This window comes from Cupriavidus sp. IDO (genome assembly GCF_000812465.1).
GTDB lineage: Bacteria > Pseudomonadota > Gammaproteobacteria > Burkholderiales > Burkholderiaceae > Cupriavidus.
Genome location: NZ_JWMA01000010.1, coordinates 15,494 through 32,012 on the forward strand (window position 1 = coordinate 15,494; position 16,519 = coordinate 32,012).

Annotated in this window: 11 protein-coding genes and 2 pseudogenes; 7 read left to right on the forward strand and 6 right to left on the reverse strand. The window is 65.6% G+C overall.

Annotation, left to right across the window (positions count from 1 at the left end):
• Positions 1-49: 49 nt before the first annotated feature.
• Together RM96_RS03695 and RM96_RS03700 are read left to right on the forward strand one after the other, a co-directional pair.
• Positions 50-1,381 (forward strand): putative bifunctional diguanylate cyclase/phosphodiesterase, encoded by a 1,332-nt coding sequence (locus RM96_RS03695; protein WP_039007837.1) that lies wholly within the window; start codon positions 50-52, stop codon positions 1,379-1,381.
• A gap of 263 nt (positions 1,382-1,644) precedes the next feature.
• Entirely contained in the window at positions 1,645-4,446 is a 2,802-nt protein-coding gene (locus RM96_RS03700) for a DUF6600 domain-containing protein (RefSeq protein WP_052279307.1), read from the forward strand.
• 111 nt (positions 4,447-4,557) lie between these two features.
• Here RM96_RS03700 and RM96_RS03705 read toward each other — a convergent pair whose 3' ends face one another.
• The 5 genes from RM96_RS03705 to RM96_RS03725 are packed head-to-tail and all read right to left on the reverse strand — an operon-like array spanning position 4,558 to position 9,136.
• A complete protein-coding gene (locus RM96_RS03705; RefSeq protein ID WP_039007845.1) occupies positions 4,558-5,730 on the reverse strand; it encodes an ABC transporter substrate-binding protein in 1,173 nt (390 codons plus the stop codon).
• A gap of 52 nt (positions 5,731-5,782) precedes the next feature.
• Positions 5,783-6,490, reverse strand: a complete 708-nt coding sequence (locus tag RM96_RS03710; RefSeq protein ID WP_039007847.1) for an ABC transporter ATP-binding protein — start codon at positions 6,488-6,490, stop codon at positions 5,783-5,785.
• Positions 6,477-7,241: an ABC transporter ATP-binding protein gene (locus RM96_RS03715; protein ID WP_039007848.1), complete on the reverse strand. Its 765-nt coding sequence runs from the start codon at positions 7,239-7,241 to the stop codon at positions 6,477-6,479. Before RM96_RS03715 ends, RM96_RS03710 begins: the two co-directional genes overlap by 14 nt.
• Positions 7,234-8,262: a branched-chain amino acid ABC transporter permease gene (locus RM96_RS03720; RefSeq protein WP_039007850.1), complete on the reverse strand. Its 1,029-nt coding sequence runs from the start codon at positions 8,260-8,262 to the stop codon at positions 7,234-7,236. Before RM96_RS03720 ends, RM96_RS03715 begins: the two co-directional genes overlap by 8 nt.
• Positions 8,263-8,272: 10 nt before the next feature.
• On the reverse strand, positions 8,273-9,136 hold the full coding sequence (locus tag RM96_RS03725; protein ID WP_039007852.1) for a branched-chain amino acid ABC transporter permease: 864 nt from the start codon (positions 9,134-9,136) through the stop codon (positions 8,273-8,275).
• 744 nt (positions 9,137-9,880) lie between these two features.
• Between RM96_RS03725 and RM96_RS03730 the strand changes: the two genes are divergently transcribed.
• The 5 genes and pseudogenes from RM96_RS03730 (at position 9,881) to RM96_RS36700 (ending at position 12,820) form a co-directional block, all read left to right on the forward strand.
• Positions 9,881-10,204, forward strand: coding sequence for a hypothetical protein (locus RM96_RS03730; protein ID WP_039007854.1), 324 nt, complete (start codon positions 9,881-9,883; stop codon positions 10,202-10,204).
• A gap of 49 nt (positions 10,205-10,253) precedes the next feature.
• A complete protein-coding gene (locus tag RM96_RS03735; protein ID WP_039007856.1) occupies positions 10,254-11,078 on the forward strand; it encodes a DUF6675 family protein in 825 nt (274 codons plus the stop codon).
• Positions 11,079-11,343: 265 nt separating this feature from the next.
• Positions 11,344-11,400, forward strand: a pseudogene (locus RM96_RS40770) (hypothetical protein); the annotation flags it as partial.
• A 6-nt stretch (positions 11,401-11,406) separates the two neighbouring features.
• Positions 11,407-12,195, forward strand: a pseudogene (locus tag RM96_RS03740) (L-serine ammonia-lyase, iron-sulfur-dependent, subunit alpha); the annotation flags it as partial.
• A 103-nt stretch (positions 12,196-12,298) separates the two neighbouring features.
• The gene (locus tag RM96_RS36700) at positions 12,299-12,820 is read left to right on the forward strand and encodes a flavin reductase family protein (protein ID WP_082016408.1); all 522 of its coding nucleotides are present in this window, start codon (positions 12,299-12,301) and stop codon (positions 12,818-12,820) included.
• 125 nt (positions 12,821-12,945) lie between these two features.
• On the opposite strand, the gene RM96_RS03745 is transcribed toward RM96_RS36700, so the two are convergent.
• Complete coding sequence (locus tag RM96_RS03745) at positions 12,946-16,383, reverse strand: adenylate/guanylate cyclase domain-containing protein (protein WP_039007858.1); 3,438 nt, start codon at positions 16,381-16,383, stop codon at positions 12,946-12,948.
• Between the last annotated feature and the right edge of the window lie 136 nt (positions 16,384-16,519).

The window sequence follows — 16,519 nt, forward strand, 5'->3', positions numbered from 1 at the left end:
GCTAAATTGCTGACCGGTGACAATGTCGATAATTTCAGATGGGGCAGGGATGGTGGCCAAGTCGGGGGCGAAGGCGACTGGCGCTTCGCCAGACTCGGATCTCGATCCGCTGACCGGCGTCGAGACACGCCAGGGATTCTTGAAGCGGCTGGAGGCGCGCCTGCAGAGCGAGGCAGCGCCGCGTTTCGCTTTGCTGCTGATCGGCATTGACGATTTCCGCGCCTTCAACGACATGCATGGACATGCAGAAGGCGACATCATCCTCCAGCGGGTGGCGCGCCGCCTGCGCGATGCATCGCCGCGCGATGCCGTGATCGCGCGCATCGGCAGCGACGAGTTCTCGGTCCTGCTGCCCTCCATTTCCGACCCGACGCTGGTGCGCCATGTCAGCGCCGCCATCCTTTCCATGCTTTCCGCTCCGCACGAGCATGCCGGCCGCCGCCACCACGTGCTGGCCAGCATCGGCGCCTGCGTGATGCCGGCGGCGGGCGACCTCAGTTCCGACGTGCTGGCCGCTGCGAGCCTGGCGCTGGCACGCGCCAAGCACGACGGCGGCCGCACCATCCGCTTCTTCAAGCCGCAGATGCGTTCGGACGTGACCACGCGGCTGTCGCTGGTGCAGGCCCTGCACGAAGCCTATGCGCAACGGCAGTTCGAGCTGCTTTACCAGCCCCAGGTAGACCTGCGTGACGGCCGCGTGCTGGGCGCCGAAGCCCTGCTGCGCTGGCGCCATCCGACGCGCGGCCTGCTGTTGCCGGCCAGCTTTATCGATGCCCTGGCCGCCAGCAGCATCGCGAGCGACGTCGGCATGTGGCTGCTCCAGACCGCCTGCGCGCAGGCGCGGGCGTGGTCCCTCGCCTTTGGCCTGCAGGCACCGCGGGTGGCCATCAACCTGTTTGCGGCGCAGCTTGCCGAAAGCCGGCTGCTGACTGAAGTCCGCCACGTCCTGCGCGCGCTGGAACTGGCACCCGGCAGCCTGGAGATCGAGATCACCGAAACCATCGCCCTGCAGCAGGGCGACGAGGTCTCGGACCAGCTCCAGGCCCTGCGCCGCGACGGCGTGACCCTGACCTGCGACGACTTTGGCACCGGCTATGCCTCGCTCAGCTTCCTGAAGTCCTTCCCGGTCGACCGCCTCAAGATCGACCAGTCGTTTATCCGCAACGTCACCCAGGATCCGGTCGATGCGGCGATCGTGCGCTCCGTCATCAATGTGGGCGACAGCCTGCGCATCGGCGTGGTCGCCGAGGGCGTGGAAACCCCCGAGCAGCGTGACTTTCTGCTGGCCAACGGCTGCCACGAAGCGCAGGGCTACCTCTACGGCCGCCCGATGCCCGCCGAGCGCCTTACCGAACACCTGCGCCAGCAGGCCGGTTCCTGACCGGGCCGGACGGCGCCTGACCTTCCCACAGACTTGTTTCCGGCTTTGACCGGCTTGCCGGGGCCATGGCGGAGCCAAAGACGTGCGCGCGGCCCCGCGCCTGCCTCCGGGCCGGGCATGCCCACGGTGCGTCGCAGCAAGAGGAAATACGTGCTTACAAAGTCTGGTCGGCCCGGACTGCCGCCGCGCGTTTTGCCATGTATGGTGATAGCAGGATGGCCGCGCCTGCGGCGCACGCTGTCCGCACCCGATACCCGGAATCCATGCCTCAGCAAACCAGAATCGAAGACAACACGCCCCGGCTGGCCGGGGGACTGCGCCTGCTGGCCGGGGTGGCCGCCATCGCCCTGGCGCTGGCACACTGGCCGGCGCTTGCCCAGTCGTATGACCTGCCGCTCGGCGATCCGGGCCAGTATGCCCGGGACGGCCAGGCACAACAGGTGGACCCCTCGTCGCGGATCGCGACCCTGACCGAGGCCGACGGCAATATCAGCTTTGCGCCCGCCGGCTCCGATGACTGGGCGGCCGCCGGCCTGAACCGGCCGATCACCACCGGCGACCGGCTCTGGGTCGACAACGGCGGCCGGGCCGAGCTGCATGCCGGCGCGGTGGCAGTCCGGCTGGGCGGCGCCACCGCCGCCAGCGTGCTGAACCTCGACGACAACGCCACCCAGATCAAGCTGACCCAGGGCACGCTGCAACTGCGCGTGCGGGCCTTGCCTCCTGACCAGCCGGTCGAGATCGATACCCCCAACCTGGCCTTTGTCCCGCGCGAACCGGGGGATTACCGCCTCGACGTGGCGCCGGACGGCACCACCACCACCGTCACCATGCGCCACGGCAGCGCCGTCATCTACGGCGACAACCGCTCGCTGGAAATGCAGCGCGGCCAGCAGATGCGCTTTGCCGGGACCGATCTGGCAGACGCCGGCGCCGGCGACGTTCCGCCCGGCGACGCGTTCGATCGCTGGACCGCTGCGCGTGATGCGCGCGAGGATGCGTCCCCGTCGGCGCGCTACGTGCCGCGCGAGATGACCGGCTATGTCGCGCTCGATGACTATGGCGACTGGCAGGAAGACCCCGGCTACGGGGCCGTCTGGTTCCCGCGCACGGTCGCTGCCGGCTGGGCGCCCTACAGCGCCGGGCACTGGGCCTGGATCGCACCGTGGGGCTGGACCTGGGTCGACGACGAGCCGTGGGGCTTCGCTCCCTCGCACTACGGGCGCTGGGCCTATTTCGGTACCCGCTGGGGCTGGGTGCCCGGACCGCGCGTGCCGCGGCCATGCTATGCCCCGGCGCTGGTGGGGTTTGTCGGCGGCAGCGGGCCCAACTGGAGCGTGCGCGTCGGCGGCGGTCCGGCCGTGGCCTGGTATCCGCTCGGCCCGCGTGACGCCTACCGGCCGGTCTACCGCGCCAGCCCGGCGTATGTCACCCGCATCAACCGGGTCACGGTCAACAACGTCGTGCTCGGCAACAACGCCAGGCGCGACGTCTATCTGAACCGCAACGTGCCGGGCGCCATCACGGGGATGCCCGCGCGCAGCTTTGTCGAGGGACGGCCGGTGCCGCGGGATATGCGGAATCGGCCCGAATGGCGCAACCTGCCTGCAGGCGAGGCGCGCGGCGCGCCGCCGGTGGCGCCGGTCAAGAGCAGCCTGGTCGGCGCGGCGCCGGTGCGCCAGTTGCCGCCGCAGGCGCGGCAGGGGTTCGAGCGCCAGGCCATTGCCACCCATGCGCCCGGACGCCCGGCGCAGGACGACCTGGCCCGCCGCTTCGCGCGCGAGGGCGGCGTGGTGCCCGGTGCAGGTCCGGCGTGGCGCGGCGAACCGGGCCCGGGGCGTACCCGGGCAGGCGCCGTGCCCGATGTGCGCATGAGCCAGGCGGCGGTCGAAGCCAGGCAGCATGGCGGACAGCCCCCCGGCCAGCGCCCCGACGGCGGCGGATTCCGGCCCCCGGGATCAGCCGGCAACGTCGGCGGTGAGCGCGGCAATCCGCAGGCGGGGCCGAACGGTGGCCCGGGCGGCCCGAATGGCGGCATTAGCGGACGCGGCTTCAGCACGCGCCCGGACCAGGCCCGCGGGCCGCAGGATGCGCAGCGCGAAATGCAGGACGCGCAGCGGCAGCAGCAACAAGCCTTGCAGCGCCAGCAGCTGGACCAGCAACGGCAGGGGCCGGACATGCAGCGGCAGCAGCAACAGGCCATGCAGCGCCAGCAAATGGAACAGCAGCGCCAGTTGCAGGATCAGCAACGGCAGGGTCAGGATGTGCAGCGCCAGCAGATGGAGCGCCAGCGCCAGATGACCGAGCCGCAGCGGCAAGGCCAGGACATGCAGCGCCAGCAGTTCGAGCAACAGCGGCAACAACAGGAGGCGCAGCAGCAGCGCCAGCAGCAGGCCGCCCAGCGCCAGCAGCAGGACCAGCAGCGGCAGGCGCAGGAACAGCAGCGCCAAGGCCAGGACATGCAGCGTCAGCAGATGGAGCGCCAGCGGCAGATGGTCGAGCAGCAGCGCCAGGGCCAGGACATGCAGCGCCAGCAGCTCGAGCAACAGCGGCAGATGCAGGAGCAGCAGCGCCAGCAACAGGCCGTGCAGCGTCAGCAGATGGAACAGCAGCGCCAGGCGCAGGACCAGCAGCGCCAGCAGCAGGCGATGCAGCGTCAGCAGATGGAGCAACAACGCCAGGCGCAGGAGCAGCAGCGCCAGCAGCAGGCGGCGCAGCGTCAGCAGATGGAGCAGCAGCGCCAGGCGCAGGAGCAGCAACGCCAGCAACAGGCGGCGCAGCGTCAGCAGATGGAGCAGCAGCGTCAGCAGCAGGCCGCGCAGCGCCAGATGCAGGAGCAGCAGCGGGCCCAGGAGCAGCAACAGCGGGCCATGCAGGAACAGCAACGGGCCCAGGAGCAGCAACAGCGGGCCGTGCAGGAGCAGCAACGCCATCAGCAGGAGCAGCAGCGCCAGATCCAGGAGCGCCAGCGCCAGCAGCAGGACCAGCAGCGGCAGCAGCAACAGCGCGCGCAGCACGGACAGCGGCAGATGGAAGCGAGTAATGGCGGGGAGCGGCACCAGTAGCGCACGGTGCTCTCTTCAGTTGTTGCCGCAAGGAAAAAGCCTGCCAGGCATTGTGCCTGACAGGCTTTTTCATTTGCCGGGACCGGGATGTATTGCCCGGCCGCCGCGCCCCTACTTGGCCAGCTCCGACAACCGCACCGGCGCAATCTTCCCGTTCTGCACCCAGCCCACCACGGTATCCGCTACCGACCCACCCTTGGCATCGATGCTATCGACCTCGTTCGGGTTGACGTCCTTCGGCAGCGCCTTCATTGCGTCGGGCATCTTGGCGCGGATGGCCGTGGCGTCGCTGGTGGTGCCAGCCAGCTTCATCGCCCCGGCCAGTGTGTACACCATGGTGTAGTTCAGCGACATCTCGGTGGTGGCGTCGCGCCCATCATGCAGCTTCCTGTATTTGGCATTGAAGCTCTGCGCGGCCGGGCGGGTGTCGTTGACCAGCGGCATCACGCCGATCGAGCCTTCCAGCATGGCCAGGCCGTTGGTGACCTTGGCCATCTCGTCCATCTTGGCCTGGTCCATCACGATAAAGCCGCCCTTGAAGCCCAGTTCGCGCGCCTGCTTGACCACCAGCGCGGTCGGCTCGGACGGGCCGCCGACGAACATCACGTCCGGCTTCTCCGACATGGCGCGCGAGACCCCGCTGTAGAAGTCGGTGGCCTTGGTGTAGGACATCGGGTTGTTGCCCACCACCTTGCCGCCCGCGGCTTCCCAGGCCGGGACGAAGGCCTGCACCCATGCCTTGGCGTAGTCGTGGTCCGCCGGCGCCAGCGCCACGTTCTTGCCGAAGCGCTTCATCTGCGCCTTGACGAAGGGTTCGATATAGCCGGTGTAGGCCGGCGGGATGCGAATGGTCAGCTTGTTGCCGGCATCGGTGATGCGCGGCACGCTGGAGTAGGCCATCACCAGGAACTTCTCCTGCTCGTTGAAGGCCTGCAGCGCGAAGATGCCGCCCGAGTGTGGCACGAAGACCGCGGGCGTCTTGTATTGCTGCACCAGCCGGCGCGCGTTGATGGCGGCTTCGGCGGGAGAGTACTTGTCGTCGAGCGCCACGACTTCCAGCTTGACCTTCTTGCCCTTGACTTCAAGGCCGGCGGCGTTGATCTCGTCCACGGCCATCTGCACGCCGGACAGCACGTTCTTGCCATACAGCGCGGCGCCGCCGGAGAGCGGACCGGTGTACCCGATCTTGACGACTTCCTGGGCCAGCGCGGCGCCCGAGGCCAGCATGGCGGCCATGGCGGTGGCGGCCAGGGGGAAGATACGGCGGATCATCTTGCTCTGCATTCTCTGTCTCCTTGCTTGGTCTGAACTGCTGTTGTCCATCCGGTTTCCTGGCTCATCCGCCGATATACGCCTTGCGGATGCCCTCGTCCTTGAGCAGCGAGTCGCGATCGCCTTCCATCACGATCCGTCCGCCTTCGATCACATACGCGCGATGCGCAATGCCCAGTGCCGCATAGGCATTCTGCTCGGCCAGCAGCACCGTGGTGCCGGCGCGGTTGATGCGCTGGATGATCTCGAACATCTGCCTGACCACCAGCGGCGCCAGGCCCAGCGAAGGCTCGTCGAGCAGCAGCGCGCGCGGGCGGCTCATCAGCGCGCGGCCCAGCGCCACCATCTGCTGCTGGCCGCCGGAGAGCGAGCCGGCGGGATCGTCCTTCTTCTGCCGCAGGATCGGGAACATCTCGTAGACCTCTTCCAGCGTGCCGCGGATGCCGGCGGCGTCGCGGCGGTGCACGTAGGCGCCCAGCGTCAGGTTCTTCTGCACGCTCATGGCCGGGAACAGCTTGCGGCCCTCGGGGCAGTGCACCAGGCCGGCCTGCACGATCTGCGACGGCTTCATGCCGGACAGCTCGCGGCCGTCAAAGCGCATGCTGCCGCCGCTGATGCGATGAATGGCGCTCATTGCCAGGAAGATCGAGCTCTTGCCGGCGCCGTTGGCGCCCAGCAGCACGACCAGCTCGCCGGCGCCGGCGTGCAGGCTGATGTTGTCGAGGGCGCGGAAGCTGCCGTACGACAGCGAGACGCGTTCAAGCTGCAACATGGTCGGCTCCCAGGTAGGCTTCAATGACGTGCGGGTCGCTCTGGATCTGCGCGGGCGTGCCTTCGGCGATCTTCTCGCCGTAGTTGAGCACCATGATCTTGTCGGCCAGCCGCATGATCATGTCCATCTTGTGTTCGATCAGGCAGACCGTCTTGCCGTGGCGGACCATCTTGCGGATCAATTCGGCCAGGCCGACGGTTTCTTCGGGATTGACGCCGCCGGCGGGCTCGTCGAGCAGCAGCAGTTCGGGGTCGGTGGCCAGCGCCAGCGCGAACGCCACGCGCTTGCGCGCCTCCTGCGTGATGTCGGCGGCCACCTCATGGGCCAGGTGCAAGAGCCCGACGAAGTCGAGCGCTTCTTCCGCCTTCTCGCGGCACAGGCGTTCCTCTTCGCGCAGGCGCCGCGTGTTGAACAGCACGTCGCCGAGCCCCGAGCGCGTGCGCAGGCGGTGGCCGACGATCAGGTTGTCCAGCACGGTGGCGCGATCGAACAGCGAGGTGGCCTGGAAGGTGCGGGCCACGCCCAGGCGGGCGATCTGGTCTGCGCGCATGCCGGCCACGTCCTGGCCCTTGAACAGGATCTGGCCGGAAGTGGGGGCATGGGTGCCGGCGATCAGGTTGAAGAACGTGGTCTTGCCGGCGCCGTTGGGGCCGATGATGGCGTTGATATGGCCCTGCTCGAAGGTCACCGATACATCGTTGACCGCGGTCAGGCCGCCGAACTTGCGGGTCAGGTTGCGGATCTCAAGCATTCTCGGCTCCGGCGCGGGTGTTCGGGACAGCGGATGAGGCGGCAGGCTGAGGGGCCTGCTTGCCGCGGCGTGCAGCGGCAGCCTTGCGCGCCTGCTTCTTCAGGTAAGAGCCGACGATGCCGTCCGGGAAGAAAATGATCAGCAGGATCAGCACCGGGCCGAACACCAGCATGCGGTAGTCCTGCAGGAACTGCAGTGTCTGCGTGACCCACGGCACCAGCACGGCGCCCAGCAGCGGGCCGAACAGCGTGCCGGTGCCGCCCACCAGCATCGCCATCACCATGTCGAAGGTCAGGTCCGTGCGCGCGATGTCCGGTCCGAGGAAGCGCACCTGGCCGGCGTACAGCGCGCCGGCAAAGCCGGCATAGCCCACCGACAGCACGAACGACAGCACCTTGGTGCGCATCAGGCTGATGCCGAGCGCTTCGGCCAGCGCATCGCTGTTGCGCACCGCCATGAAGCTGCGGCCGAGCAGCGAGCTGACGATGCGATGCATCAGGAAGGTGCCGAGCACCAGGAAGAACAGCACCAGGTAGTACTGCGCCGGCACGGAGTCGAAACTGACCGGACCGATCGCCGCCGGCACCGGAATGCCGATCAGGCCGACCGTGCCATGCGTGAGGCTTTCCCACTTCTCGATCAGCAGGTAGATGATGTAGCCGATGCACATCGTGAAGATCGAGAAGTAATGGCCCTTCAGGCGCAGCGAGACTCTGCCCACGACGTAGCCGATCGCCATGCTGACCACGCCGGAGAGCGCGAACGCCGCCCAGAACGGCACCTGGTGGTCCACGGTGAGAATGCCCAGCGTATAGGCGCCAATCGCCATGAAGCCGCCATGCGCGAGATTGAGCTGGCCGGTGTAGCCGGTGATCAGGTTCAGGCCGAGCGTGGCGATGGCGTAGATGAATGCCAGCGTCATCACGGTCAGGTAGTAGCTGTTGGGCGTGATCAGCGGGAAGGCGATTGCCAGCGCCAGCAGCAGCGTCCAGCCGGTTTTTCCCTGCAGTGCTTTTGTCATGGGTTGCTCCTCAGGCTGCCTTGCCGGCAAACAGGCCTTGCGGCCGGATCGACAGAATGACCACCAGCAGCACGAAGGCGATGATGTCCTTGTAGTCGGTGGAGACGTAGAAGCCGCCAAAGCTCTCGGCCATGCCGATGATCAGCCCGCCGACGATGGCGCCCGGAATGCTGCCCATGCCGCCGAGGATGATGATGACGAAGGCCTTGGTGATGACCAGGTTGCCCATGCTGGGGTAGACCAGGTTGATCGGCGCGTACAGCGTGGCGGCGATGGCTGCCAGCGCGCCGGAGATGGCGAACACCAGCAGCGTGACGCGCGTGGCATCGATGCCGACCAGCGCGGCGCCCTCGCGGTTCTGCGCCATCGCCATGATGGTGGCGCCGGTCATGGTGCGCGTGAGGAACAGGTGCAGCAGCACCATCAGCGCGAACGCCGCGCCGATGATCAGCAGGCGCTGCAGCGGGGCGGTCAGGCCGAACAGCTCGACCATCTGCCCGTAAGGCGTTGGCATGCGGTGGAAGTCCGCGCCCCACAATGCCTGCGCGCCCGCTTCCAGGAGCAGCAGGATGCCGATGGCCGCGATCATGTCGTGCAGCTCGGGCGCATTGCGCAGCGGGTGGAAGACGAGCCGGTCTGCCAGCAAGGACAGCAGCGCCACCACGATCGCTGCACCCGCCATGGCGAGCCAGTAGTTCATGCCGAGCGACGTCATCAGGTAGTACGAGACGTAGGCGCCCGCCATGTAGAACGCGCCGTGGGCGAAATTCGGCACATGCAGGATGCCGTAGACCAGCGTCAGGCCCAGGGCCACCAGGCTATACACGCCGCCCAGCGTCAGGCCGTTCAGGATCTGTTGGAGAAACAATGCCACAGGCTTACCTCGTGCGGTTCACGAAACAAGGCACGCGCAGGGCTTGCCGGCGCGCGGATTCAAAGCGGCGGCGCGGGCGCCGCCAGTCAGGCTATCGGAGTGGGTCAGTGGTGCGGGAACGCCGCGCGGGAGTATCGCGGGTAGCCGGGTGAAGTCCGGTGAGCCTTGTGCTCACGGTCGAATGCCTGCTGCTCGTGTTGCATGGTTTGTCTCCTATGCGATGCGGTCTGCGCAGTTGCGCCGCGGTCCGGCCGATCGGTGGCGCCGGTGACGTCGTGTCGTGGAAGCTGGTTCTGTTTCCCGCACGATCGTTCGTTTTCAAACGACTGTTGCATAGGCTTCGCAGGCCAGTCAAGGAAACCGTCCTGGCATTCCGCACAGCGAAATAGCGGGGCTTGTAGGCCGGGAATATCCAGGGCACGCCTAGATGGAATCCCTAGGTTGCCCATAGCGAGACCTCGGGCTTCCGCTGGCGTACCGGTTCTGCGCCACCCGAACGAATGCCTTGACAGGCTGCAGCCAGCGTTGGCTTTGTCCGCGTCACTCTCCTTCACGGCGATGCGCAAAAATTGTCTGCCTGTCCTTCTTCGGACAAGGCGATTCCTTGATACGCTGGTGGCTGTTCGAGCCGTTTTCCTGCCTGCCGAGGTAGCCGCCAGGGTGACGCTTCTGGCACAGCAGGGGCCGGCAACTTGCGGAAATGGGCCGGACGATCTACGGGCTGGCGCGGCCGAAGGAGTCATCATGCAAGAGCTTGCCTTTCGCACCATGCTGTACCGCTATTTTTTCTTCGGCTGGCTGTTCAGGGACGTCAGCCGGGGCGATCGGGTCGACCGCTCCGTCGCCTGGCGTTTCAACCAGGCGCATGCGCACTGGCTGTTGACCTATATGCGGCGCTGGTTCTGGTGCGGGCTGTTCTTCTATGCCCTGGGTGCGGTGGTCGAACTGATGCTGTGCGCGCCTGGCCTGTCCGCGCTCTTCTACGTGCCCAGTGTGCTCAGCGTGCCGGTCAATGTCGTCATCGGCGCGCTCTGGCTCGGCCTGAAGGCGCTCCCCGGGCCGCTGTGAGCCGACGCAGGAAGAGGCATTCGCCGTTGGCACTGAAAGGGCCAGGAAAATGCAGATCGAGTTACTGATCCACGAGGGGCTTTCCAATCGGATGAAGCCCGTGCAGGCCGCGCTGGCGGCCATCGCTTTGGTCGTCTTGCCTGTTCTTTCCGCCGCGGCTCAGGATCCGAGTCCCATTCCGCCGTGCGGGGCGGATGTCTCACCGGTCTTTCCAACCCCCGAGGAAGCGCCGGCGATTGCGAGTTGGCGAGGGGCGGAGCTCGACAGGATCCGCTGGGTTCCGCCCGCTTGCACGGGCTGGTCGGCTCCGTCGAGTTCCAGGCTCATCGTTGCCATCGCAGCAAGCTTCCGGTTCGAAGGCGATTTGCAATCGCTCCTGGCGCGCGCCGGATCGATTTCCGCGCTGCGCAATGTGCGCTATTGGTCGACGACCGAGCGGGCATGGCGCCCGCTGGCGCTCGACGCCGCAGCGCTCGCCGACAATGACCCGAAAGCCCGGCGTCCTGACTTTGCGGCATCCGAGCTGACAAAGGGCAGCCAGCACTACTATTGGATCCACGACAACCGCTCCGGCTCCGTTGTCTATCGCCTGCGCGTTCTTGAGCGAGATAAGGATCGCGTGGTACTTGCCAGGGAAAATGCTTCGCCGGTGCGCGCGTTCGCGATAACGCTGTTCGAGCCGGGCATGCTCCAGAGCGTGGAATTCATCGAGCGGCGATCGGACGTCTGGACTTTCTATCTCCTGACGCGAATCGACCGGCGCGCAAGTGTTTTTGCCAGTGGCCATGAGGCATCCTCGGTCAACCGGGCGATTGCCCTCTACCGGCATCTGGCAGGCATTCGAACAGACCGGGAGCCCCCCGCGGTGCCCTAGCGCATCCACGGCATGTTTGGGTGCTTTGATCGGGGTCGCAGCTCAAAACGTTCGGTAAGTCATTGATTCTGTTGGAATGTGTCTGCGGGCCTTGGCCCCTGTTGAGCCGCCAGAATCCCGCGTTGGCGCGAATGTCCTAATGTGACGACGCACAGGTTCTATCTCCCAACCTCCAAGATTTGATGTACTGGTGACACGCCCCAGGGCGGACGGCGCTCCCTTCGGAGCGATCGGAACTGGTACGGCAGGGATGGTCGAGGGCAGTATGTCCGTCAGCACATTTGATATCTTCAAGGTTGGAATCGGGCCCTCTGGTTCGCATACCGTGGGCCCCATGATCGCTGCTTGCCACTTAAATGTGCAGACGGTCGACGAGCACCCGATTCCCTACCCCTTTCGGAGTGGCGAGGAGCTATTGCAGATGTGCAAGGAGTCAGGTCGCGCCATTGCCGACCTGGTGCTCGAGAACGAGAAATGCTGGCGAAGTACCTATGATGTTCGCGCCGGGCTACTGGCAATTGCCGGTGCCATGGACGCCTTCATTGCCCGAGGCTGTGCAAGCGGAGGCGAATTGCCCGATCCGATTCGGGGCCGGCGCCATGCTGCCGAACGGTATCAGCAGCTATCCAAGCGCGGTGAGGAGTCTCTACCTGACCCGCTGTTGATGCCAGACTGGGTCAACCTGTACGCGATGGCGGTCAACGAGGAAAATGCCGCGGCCGGCCGAATCGTGACCGCTCCGACAAATGGTGCTGCGGGCGTAATTCCTGCTGTGCTGCGGTACTACCGTGATTTCGTACCTGGAGCTAATGAGGATGGTGTGGTGGATTTTCTATTAACCGCCACGGCCATAGGCATTATTTATAGGGAAAACGCCTCGCTACCTGGGGCCGAAGTCGGGGTGGCGTGCTCGATGGCTGCTGCGGGTCTGGCCGCGGTGCTTGGTGGTAGCAACAAACAGATCGAGAACGCAGCTGAGATCGCATTGGCGCACAACCATGACATAACCTGCCACCCGGTGGAGGGGCTCGCACAGCATCCCTGTATTGAACGCAATTCCATGGGGGCCATCAAGGCAATTGACGCTGCACGAATGGCTCTACGTAGGTCCGCAACCAGTGAAATTCGACATCGAAGTTGGATATCGTGCGGTGTCGGCACGGATTAAGGCCGGCGAATCTTGCGCTGTCGGGCATCAGTGCACGCTGAAAGGAAACGTTATGAAACAGATCGATGGCCTGGCTCTGCGCAAGGCGTTGGGTGCTTTCCCCACAGGGGTGACAGTGATGACCACGTTGGACGCCACCGGAAGGGCGTTTGGAATGACCGTCAATTCGTTCAGTTCTGTCTCACTGAATCCACCCTTAATCCTATGGAGCCAATCTCTTTCATCAAGGAGCTACACCGTGTTTCGGGATGCCGAGCGGTTCGTAGTAAATATCCTCTCAGAGCATCAAATCCAGATATCCAAGCAGTTCTCGACCGCTAGCGATGACAAATTTCGCAATATCACCTTTCGATCCGGCTTAGGAGGCGTTCCCATCATTAATTCATGCGCTGCAAACTTGGAATGCGTGAAGGTTTCTGCCCATCCTGAAGGCGATCATGGCGTTTATATCGGACGAGTTATCCGCCTGGAACGGTCCGAGCACAGGCCGCTCGTCTTCGGCGATGGACGCTACCTGGTAGCACGAGCCCATGAGCACGATGAACTGAGTGCAGTTCTCCCTTTGGAAAGCTAGGAATGGTGTTCTACAGCGTATCGATTCTGCTCTTCAATCGCCTCCGAATCCACGAAAAGACAGAGCGGCATTGGATTTAAAATCGGTCACGCCCCCAAACGCGAGCTATCCCGCGGGCGATGGGTTCACTGTTCCCCGAGTTTGACGAGCAACGCGCGGGCCTCCCGCAAGTCCACTGTGTCGAACCCTTCGCTGAACCAGCCGTAGGTCTCCTGCAGCAAGGAGCGGGCCTCGGCATGCCGGCCCTGCTGCTGCCACAGGCGGCTCAGCGCTACTACCGCGCGGAGCTCCGGCGATCGGGCATCCTGCCTGCCAGCGATCGCGATCGCCCGCTGGAAGCAGGCTTCGGCTTCACGGGCGTCCTCGTTCGCTGCGCCCACTCGCCCTGCTTCCAGCAGCGTCAGTTCTCCCTTGATCCGATGCAACTCTGCTTCGTGCACCCGCTCTTCGGTTCGTTCCACTGTAGCCAGCGCCTCGGCCACCGCCGCAAGCCCTGCCTCAACTTGCCCCGCTCTGGCACAGGCTTCGGCCAGCAGCGCCAGGAAATGGGTTCGCAGAAGTTCGGCCCCGGTGGCGCGGTATGCGCTTAGGCCTTTTTGAATGAGATCTATCCCTTCCTCCACGTGTCCATTTGCAGCCAATGCACTGCCCGACAGGATGGTTCCGCAAGCCAAGCCGTACGGCAAGCCATAATCGGTTGCGAGGGCGAGGAGCGCCTGCGCGAGATCGTGGGCCGGCTGCACTTCGCCGCGGAACAGACGGACCTCCGCAGCGGCGATCAGCGCATCGGCCGAGTCCGAAGGATGGGCAGGGGTTTGGGTCAAGGCGAGCGCTTCCTGGCTACGCGCCCAGGCTTGATCCGGATAGCCGAGCAACCACAGGTCCATGGCAATCAGCGCCAGCCCCTGTACGCCGGGTTCCAATCCATAAATGAAGCCATGCGACCGGTGCTGCCTTGGATCATAGAGAGCCATGGCCTGCTCCAGCTGTGCACGGGCGGGAGCCAGTTCGCCGAGATAGGACAAATTGGCGCCTAACGCCCGATGCGCCTGGACCAGCAACGCAGGGTCCTGCGCCTCTTTGGCCAGCGCAAGCAGTTGCCCCGCCAGCTCGCGCGCGGTCCGGAGTTCGGCATGGACCGTGTAATAGGTGCGCAGTCCGAGCAGGGCAGGGAACAGCTGGACCGTCTCCCCGAGCTGCCGACACAGCGCGAGCGCCCGCGAGTAGGTTGCCTCCACTTCCGGGGCAGCGAAGCCCTTGTTGGCCATCCAGGCCGGGCCGAGGGTGAGCTGGACTGCGAGTTCTTCCCGCGCGCGCTCTGGCGCATCGGGTAGCGTTGCAAGCAAGGCCAGGGCCATGGTGAGGTGCGTGACCGCCTCGGCGTCGGCCGAGCGATGCACGGCCTGGCGCCCGGCGCGGTGCAGGTACTCCACCGCCTTTAGTGTGTTGCCGCTGCGGCTGAAGTGATAGGCCAGCTCGCTGCAGTGCTCCTCGAGCTGGGCGCTGAACAGCGCTTCGATCGCCTGGGCGGTGCGCTCATGCAGCGCACGACGCCGCTCGCTCAGCAGGGAGCCGTAGGTCACCTCCTGGGTCAGCGCATGCTTGAAGCTGTACTCCACCTCCGGGAACGCCGGCTGCTCGTAGATGAACTCCCCTGCCTGCAGCCGGGCCAGCAGGCTCTTCGTCTTGTCCTCGGGCTGCTCGGCGACGCGTGCAAGCAGGCTCCAGGGGAATATCTTGCCAATCACGGCCAGGGTCTGCAGCAGTGCTTTCTCCGCTGGCTGCAGGCGGTCGATGCGGGCGGCGAGCACCCCCTGCACGGTGGCGGGGATGTGCAGCTTGCCCGGGATCTGCTCGAGACGATAATGCCCGCGCTCGCCGCGCAGGACCCGCCCCTCGACCAGGTCCTGCACCACTTCTTCGATAAAGAATGGGTTGCCTTCGGTCTGCTCCAGGATCAACTGCTCGAGCTGGGCAAGTCCGGCGGCATCGCCCAGCAGCGCGCGCAGCAGGTCCCGAGCTTCCGCTTCGCCAAGGGGATCCAGGCGTAGCTGGGTGTAGTAGCTCTTGCGGCTCCAGTCGTGCCGGTACTCCGGCCGGAAATTGACCAGCAGCAGGATGCGGGCGCTGGCCACGCTCTCGCCGAGAAAGCCGAGGAAGGCCTCGGTTTCGCTGTCAAGCCACTGCAGATCTTCGATGATCAGCTCCAGTGGCTGGGTCAGGCTTTCGCGCACGAGCAGCCGCTTGATTGCCTCGAAGGTGCGCTGCTGGCGGATCTGGGTGTCCATCTGCACCAGCGCCGAGCCCGGCTCGACGGCCCCCAGCAGGTGGCAAAGATAAGGCAGACTGTCTTCCAGCGCGCGGTCCAGCGTCAGGAGCTTGCCAGTGAGCTTCTCGCGCCGCCTGCGCTCATCATCTTGCGCCGTGATCTGGCAGTAGTTCCGCAGCAGCTCGATCAGTGGCAGATAGGGGTAGGCCTTGCCGTGCGAAACCGAGAAGGTTTCGAGCACCAGGCAATCGCGCGGCGCGAGCAGCTTGAACTCGTGGCAAAGCCGCGACTTGCCGACCCCGGGCTCGCCGACCACGCCGACGATCTGACCATGTCCGGCCCGTGCCCGTGCCCGCGCTTCTTGCAGCAGTTCGAGTTCCCGGGTACGCCCGACAAAGCGCGCCAGCCCGCGGCTGGCCGACACCTGCAGCCGGGTGCGCAGCGGGCCGAGGCCGAGGACTTCGAAGACTGCGAGCGGCTCGGGCAGCCCCTTGATTGGCGTCGCGCCGAGGGCCTTGAACGCGAAATAGCCTTCGGTAAGGTTGCGGGTGTGTTCGCTTGCGACAATCGAACCGGGCACTGCGATGCTCTCCATGCGCGAAGCAATATGGATCGAATTGCCCACCGGGTCGTAGTCGGTGTGCAAATCCTTGATGCGGATCGTGCGCACCACCACTTCGCCGGAGTTGATGCCGACCCGTATCTGCAGCGCGATGCCCTGGGCGAGGCGTACGCCGTCGGCGTAATGGCGCATGGCTTCCTGCATGCGCAGCGCCGCCAGCAAGGCCCGCTGCGGATGGTCTTCGTTCGCGATTGGCGCGCCGAACAGCGCCAGGATGCCATCGCCCATCGACTTGGCCACATAGCCCTCATAGTGATGCACGGCCTCCATCATCAGCGCCAGCACCGGGTCGATCAGGCGGCGGGCGTCTTCGGGATCGAGGTCGTGGATCAGCGCGGTCGAGCCGGCCATGTCGGCGAACAGCGCGGTGACCATCTTGCGCTCGCCGTCTGCCGGGCCGCGGGCTTCCATCTCTGCCTGCGCCGCCAGGATGCGCTCGGCCAGATAGGGAGGGGTGTAGTCGATGGGGGTGCTGGACGCAGTTGCCGTGGCACGGGGGGCCGCGCTTGAAGCAGCGGGGGCGCCCAGCGGCGCGCCGCATTCGCTGCAAAACTTGGCGCTGGCAGCCGCCTCTTGCCCGCAGGCCGGACAGACGCGCACCTGCCTGGCGCCACATTCCTCACAGAATTTGGCGCCAGCCGGATTCTCGAACCCGCACCTTGCGCAGCGCATGGGGCTTGTCCCCCTGATGGGGCCAGCGACGGTCAACGATTATTGATCTTTCCGTAAATCATGACATCACCACAACGTTGCCTGAACCCAGCACGCGGCGATGATCGAAGGTCGGTGCTGAGCGCTCTTGAGTTTG

Coding starts and splice junctions, on each gene's coding strand:
- RM96_RS03695 (WP_039007837.1), top strand. CDS start 50: ATGGTGGCCAAGTCGGGGGCGAAGGCGACTGGCGCTTCGCCAGACTCG.
- RM96_RS03700 (WP_052279307.1), top strand. CDS start 1,645: ATGCCTCAGCAAACCAGAATCGAAGACAACACGCCCCGGCTGGCCGGG.
- RM96_RS03705 (WP_039007845.1), bottom strand. CDS start 5,730: ATGCAGAGCAAGATGATCCGCCGTATCTTCCCCCTGGCCGCCACCGCC.
- RM96_RS03710 (WP_039007847.1), bottom strand. CDS start 6,490: ATGTTGCAGCTTGAACGCGTCTCGCTGTCGTACGGCAGCTTCCGCGCC.
- RM96_RS03715 (WP_039007848.1), bottom strand. CDS start 7,241: ATGCTTGAGATCCGCAACCTGACCCGCAAGTTCGGCGGCCTGACCGCG.
- RM96_RS03720 (WP_039007850.1), bottom strand. CDS start 8,262: ATGACAAAAGCACTGCAGGGAAAAACCGGCTGGACGCTGCTGCTGGCG.
- RM96_RS03730 (WP_039007854.1), top strand. CDS start 9,881: ATGCAAGAGCTTGCCTTTCGCACCATGCTGTACCGCTATTTTTTCTTC.
- RM96_RS03735 (WP_039007856.1), top strand. CDS start 10,254: ATGCAGATCGAGTTACTGATCCACGAGGGGCTTTCCAATCGGATGAAG.
- RM96_RS36700 (WP_082016408.1), top strand. CDS start 12,299: ATGAAACAGATCGATGGCCTGGCTCTGCGCAAGGCGTTGGGTGCTTTC.
- RM96_RS03745 (WP_039007858.1), bottom strand. CDS start 16,383: ATGCGCTGCGCAAGGTGCGGGTTCGAGAATCCGGCTGGCGCCAAATTC.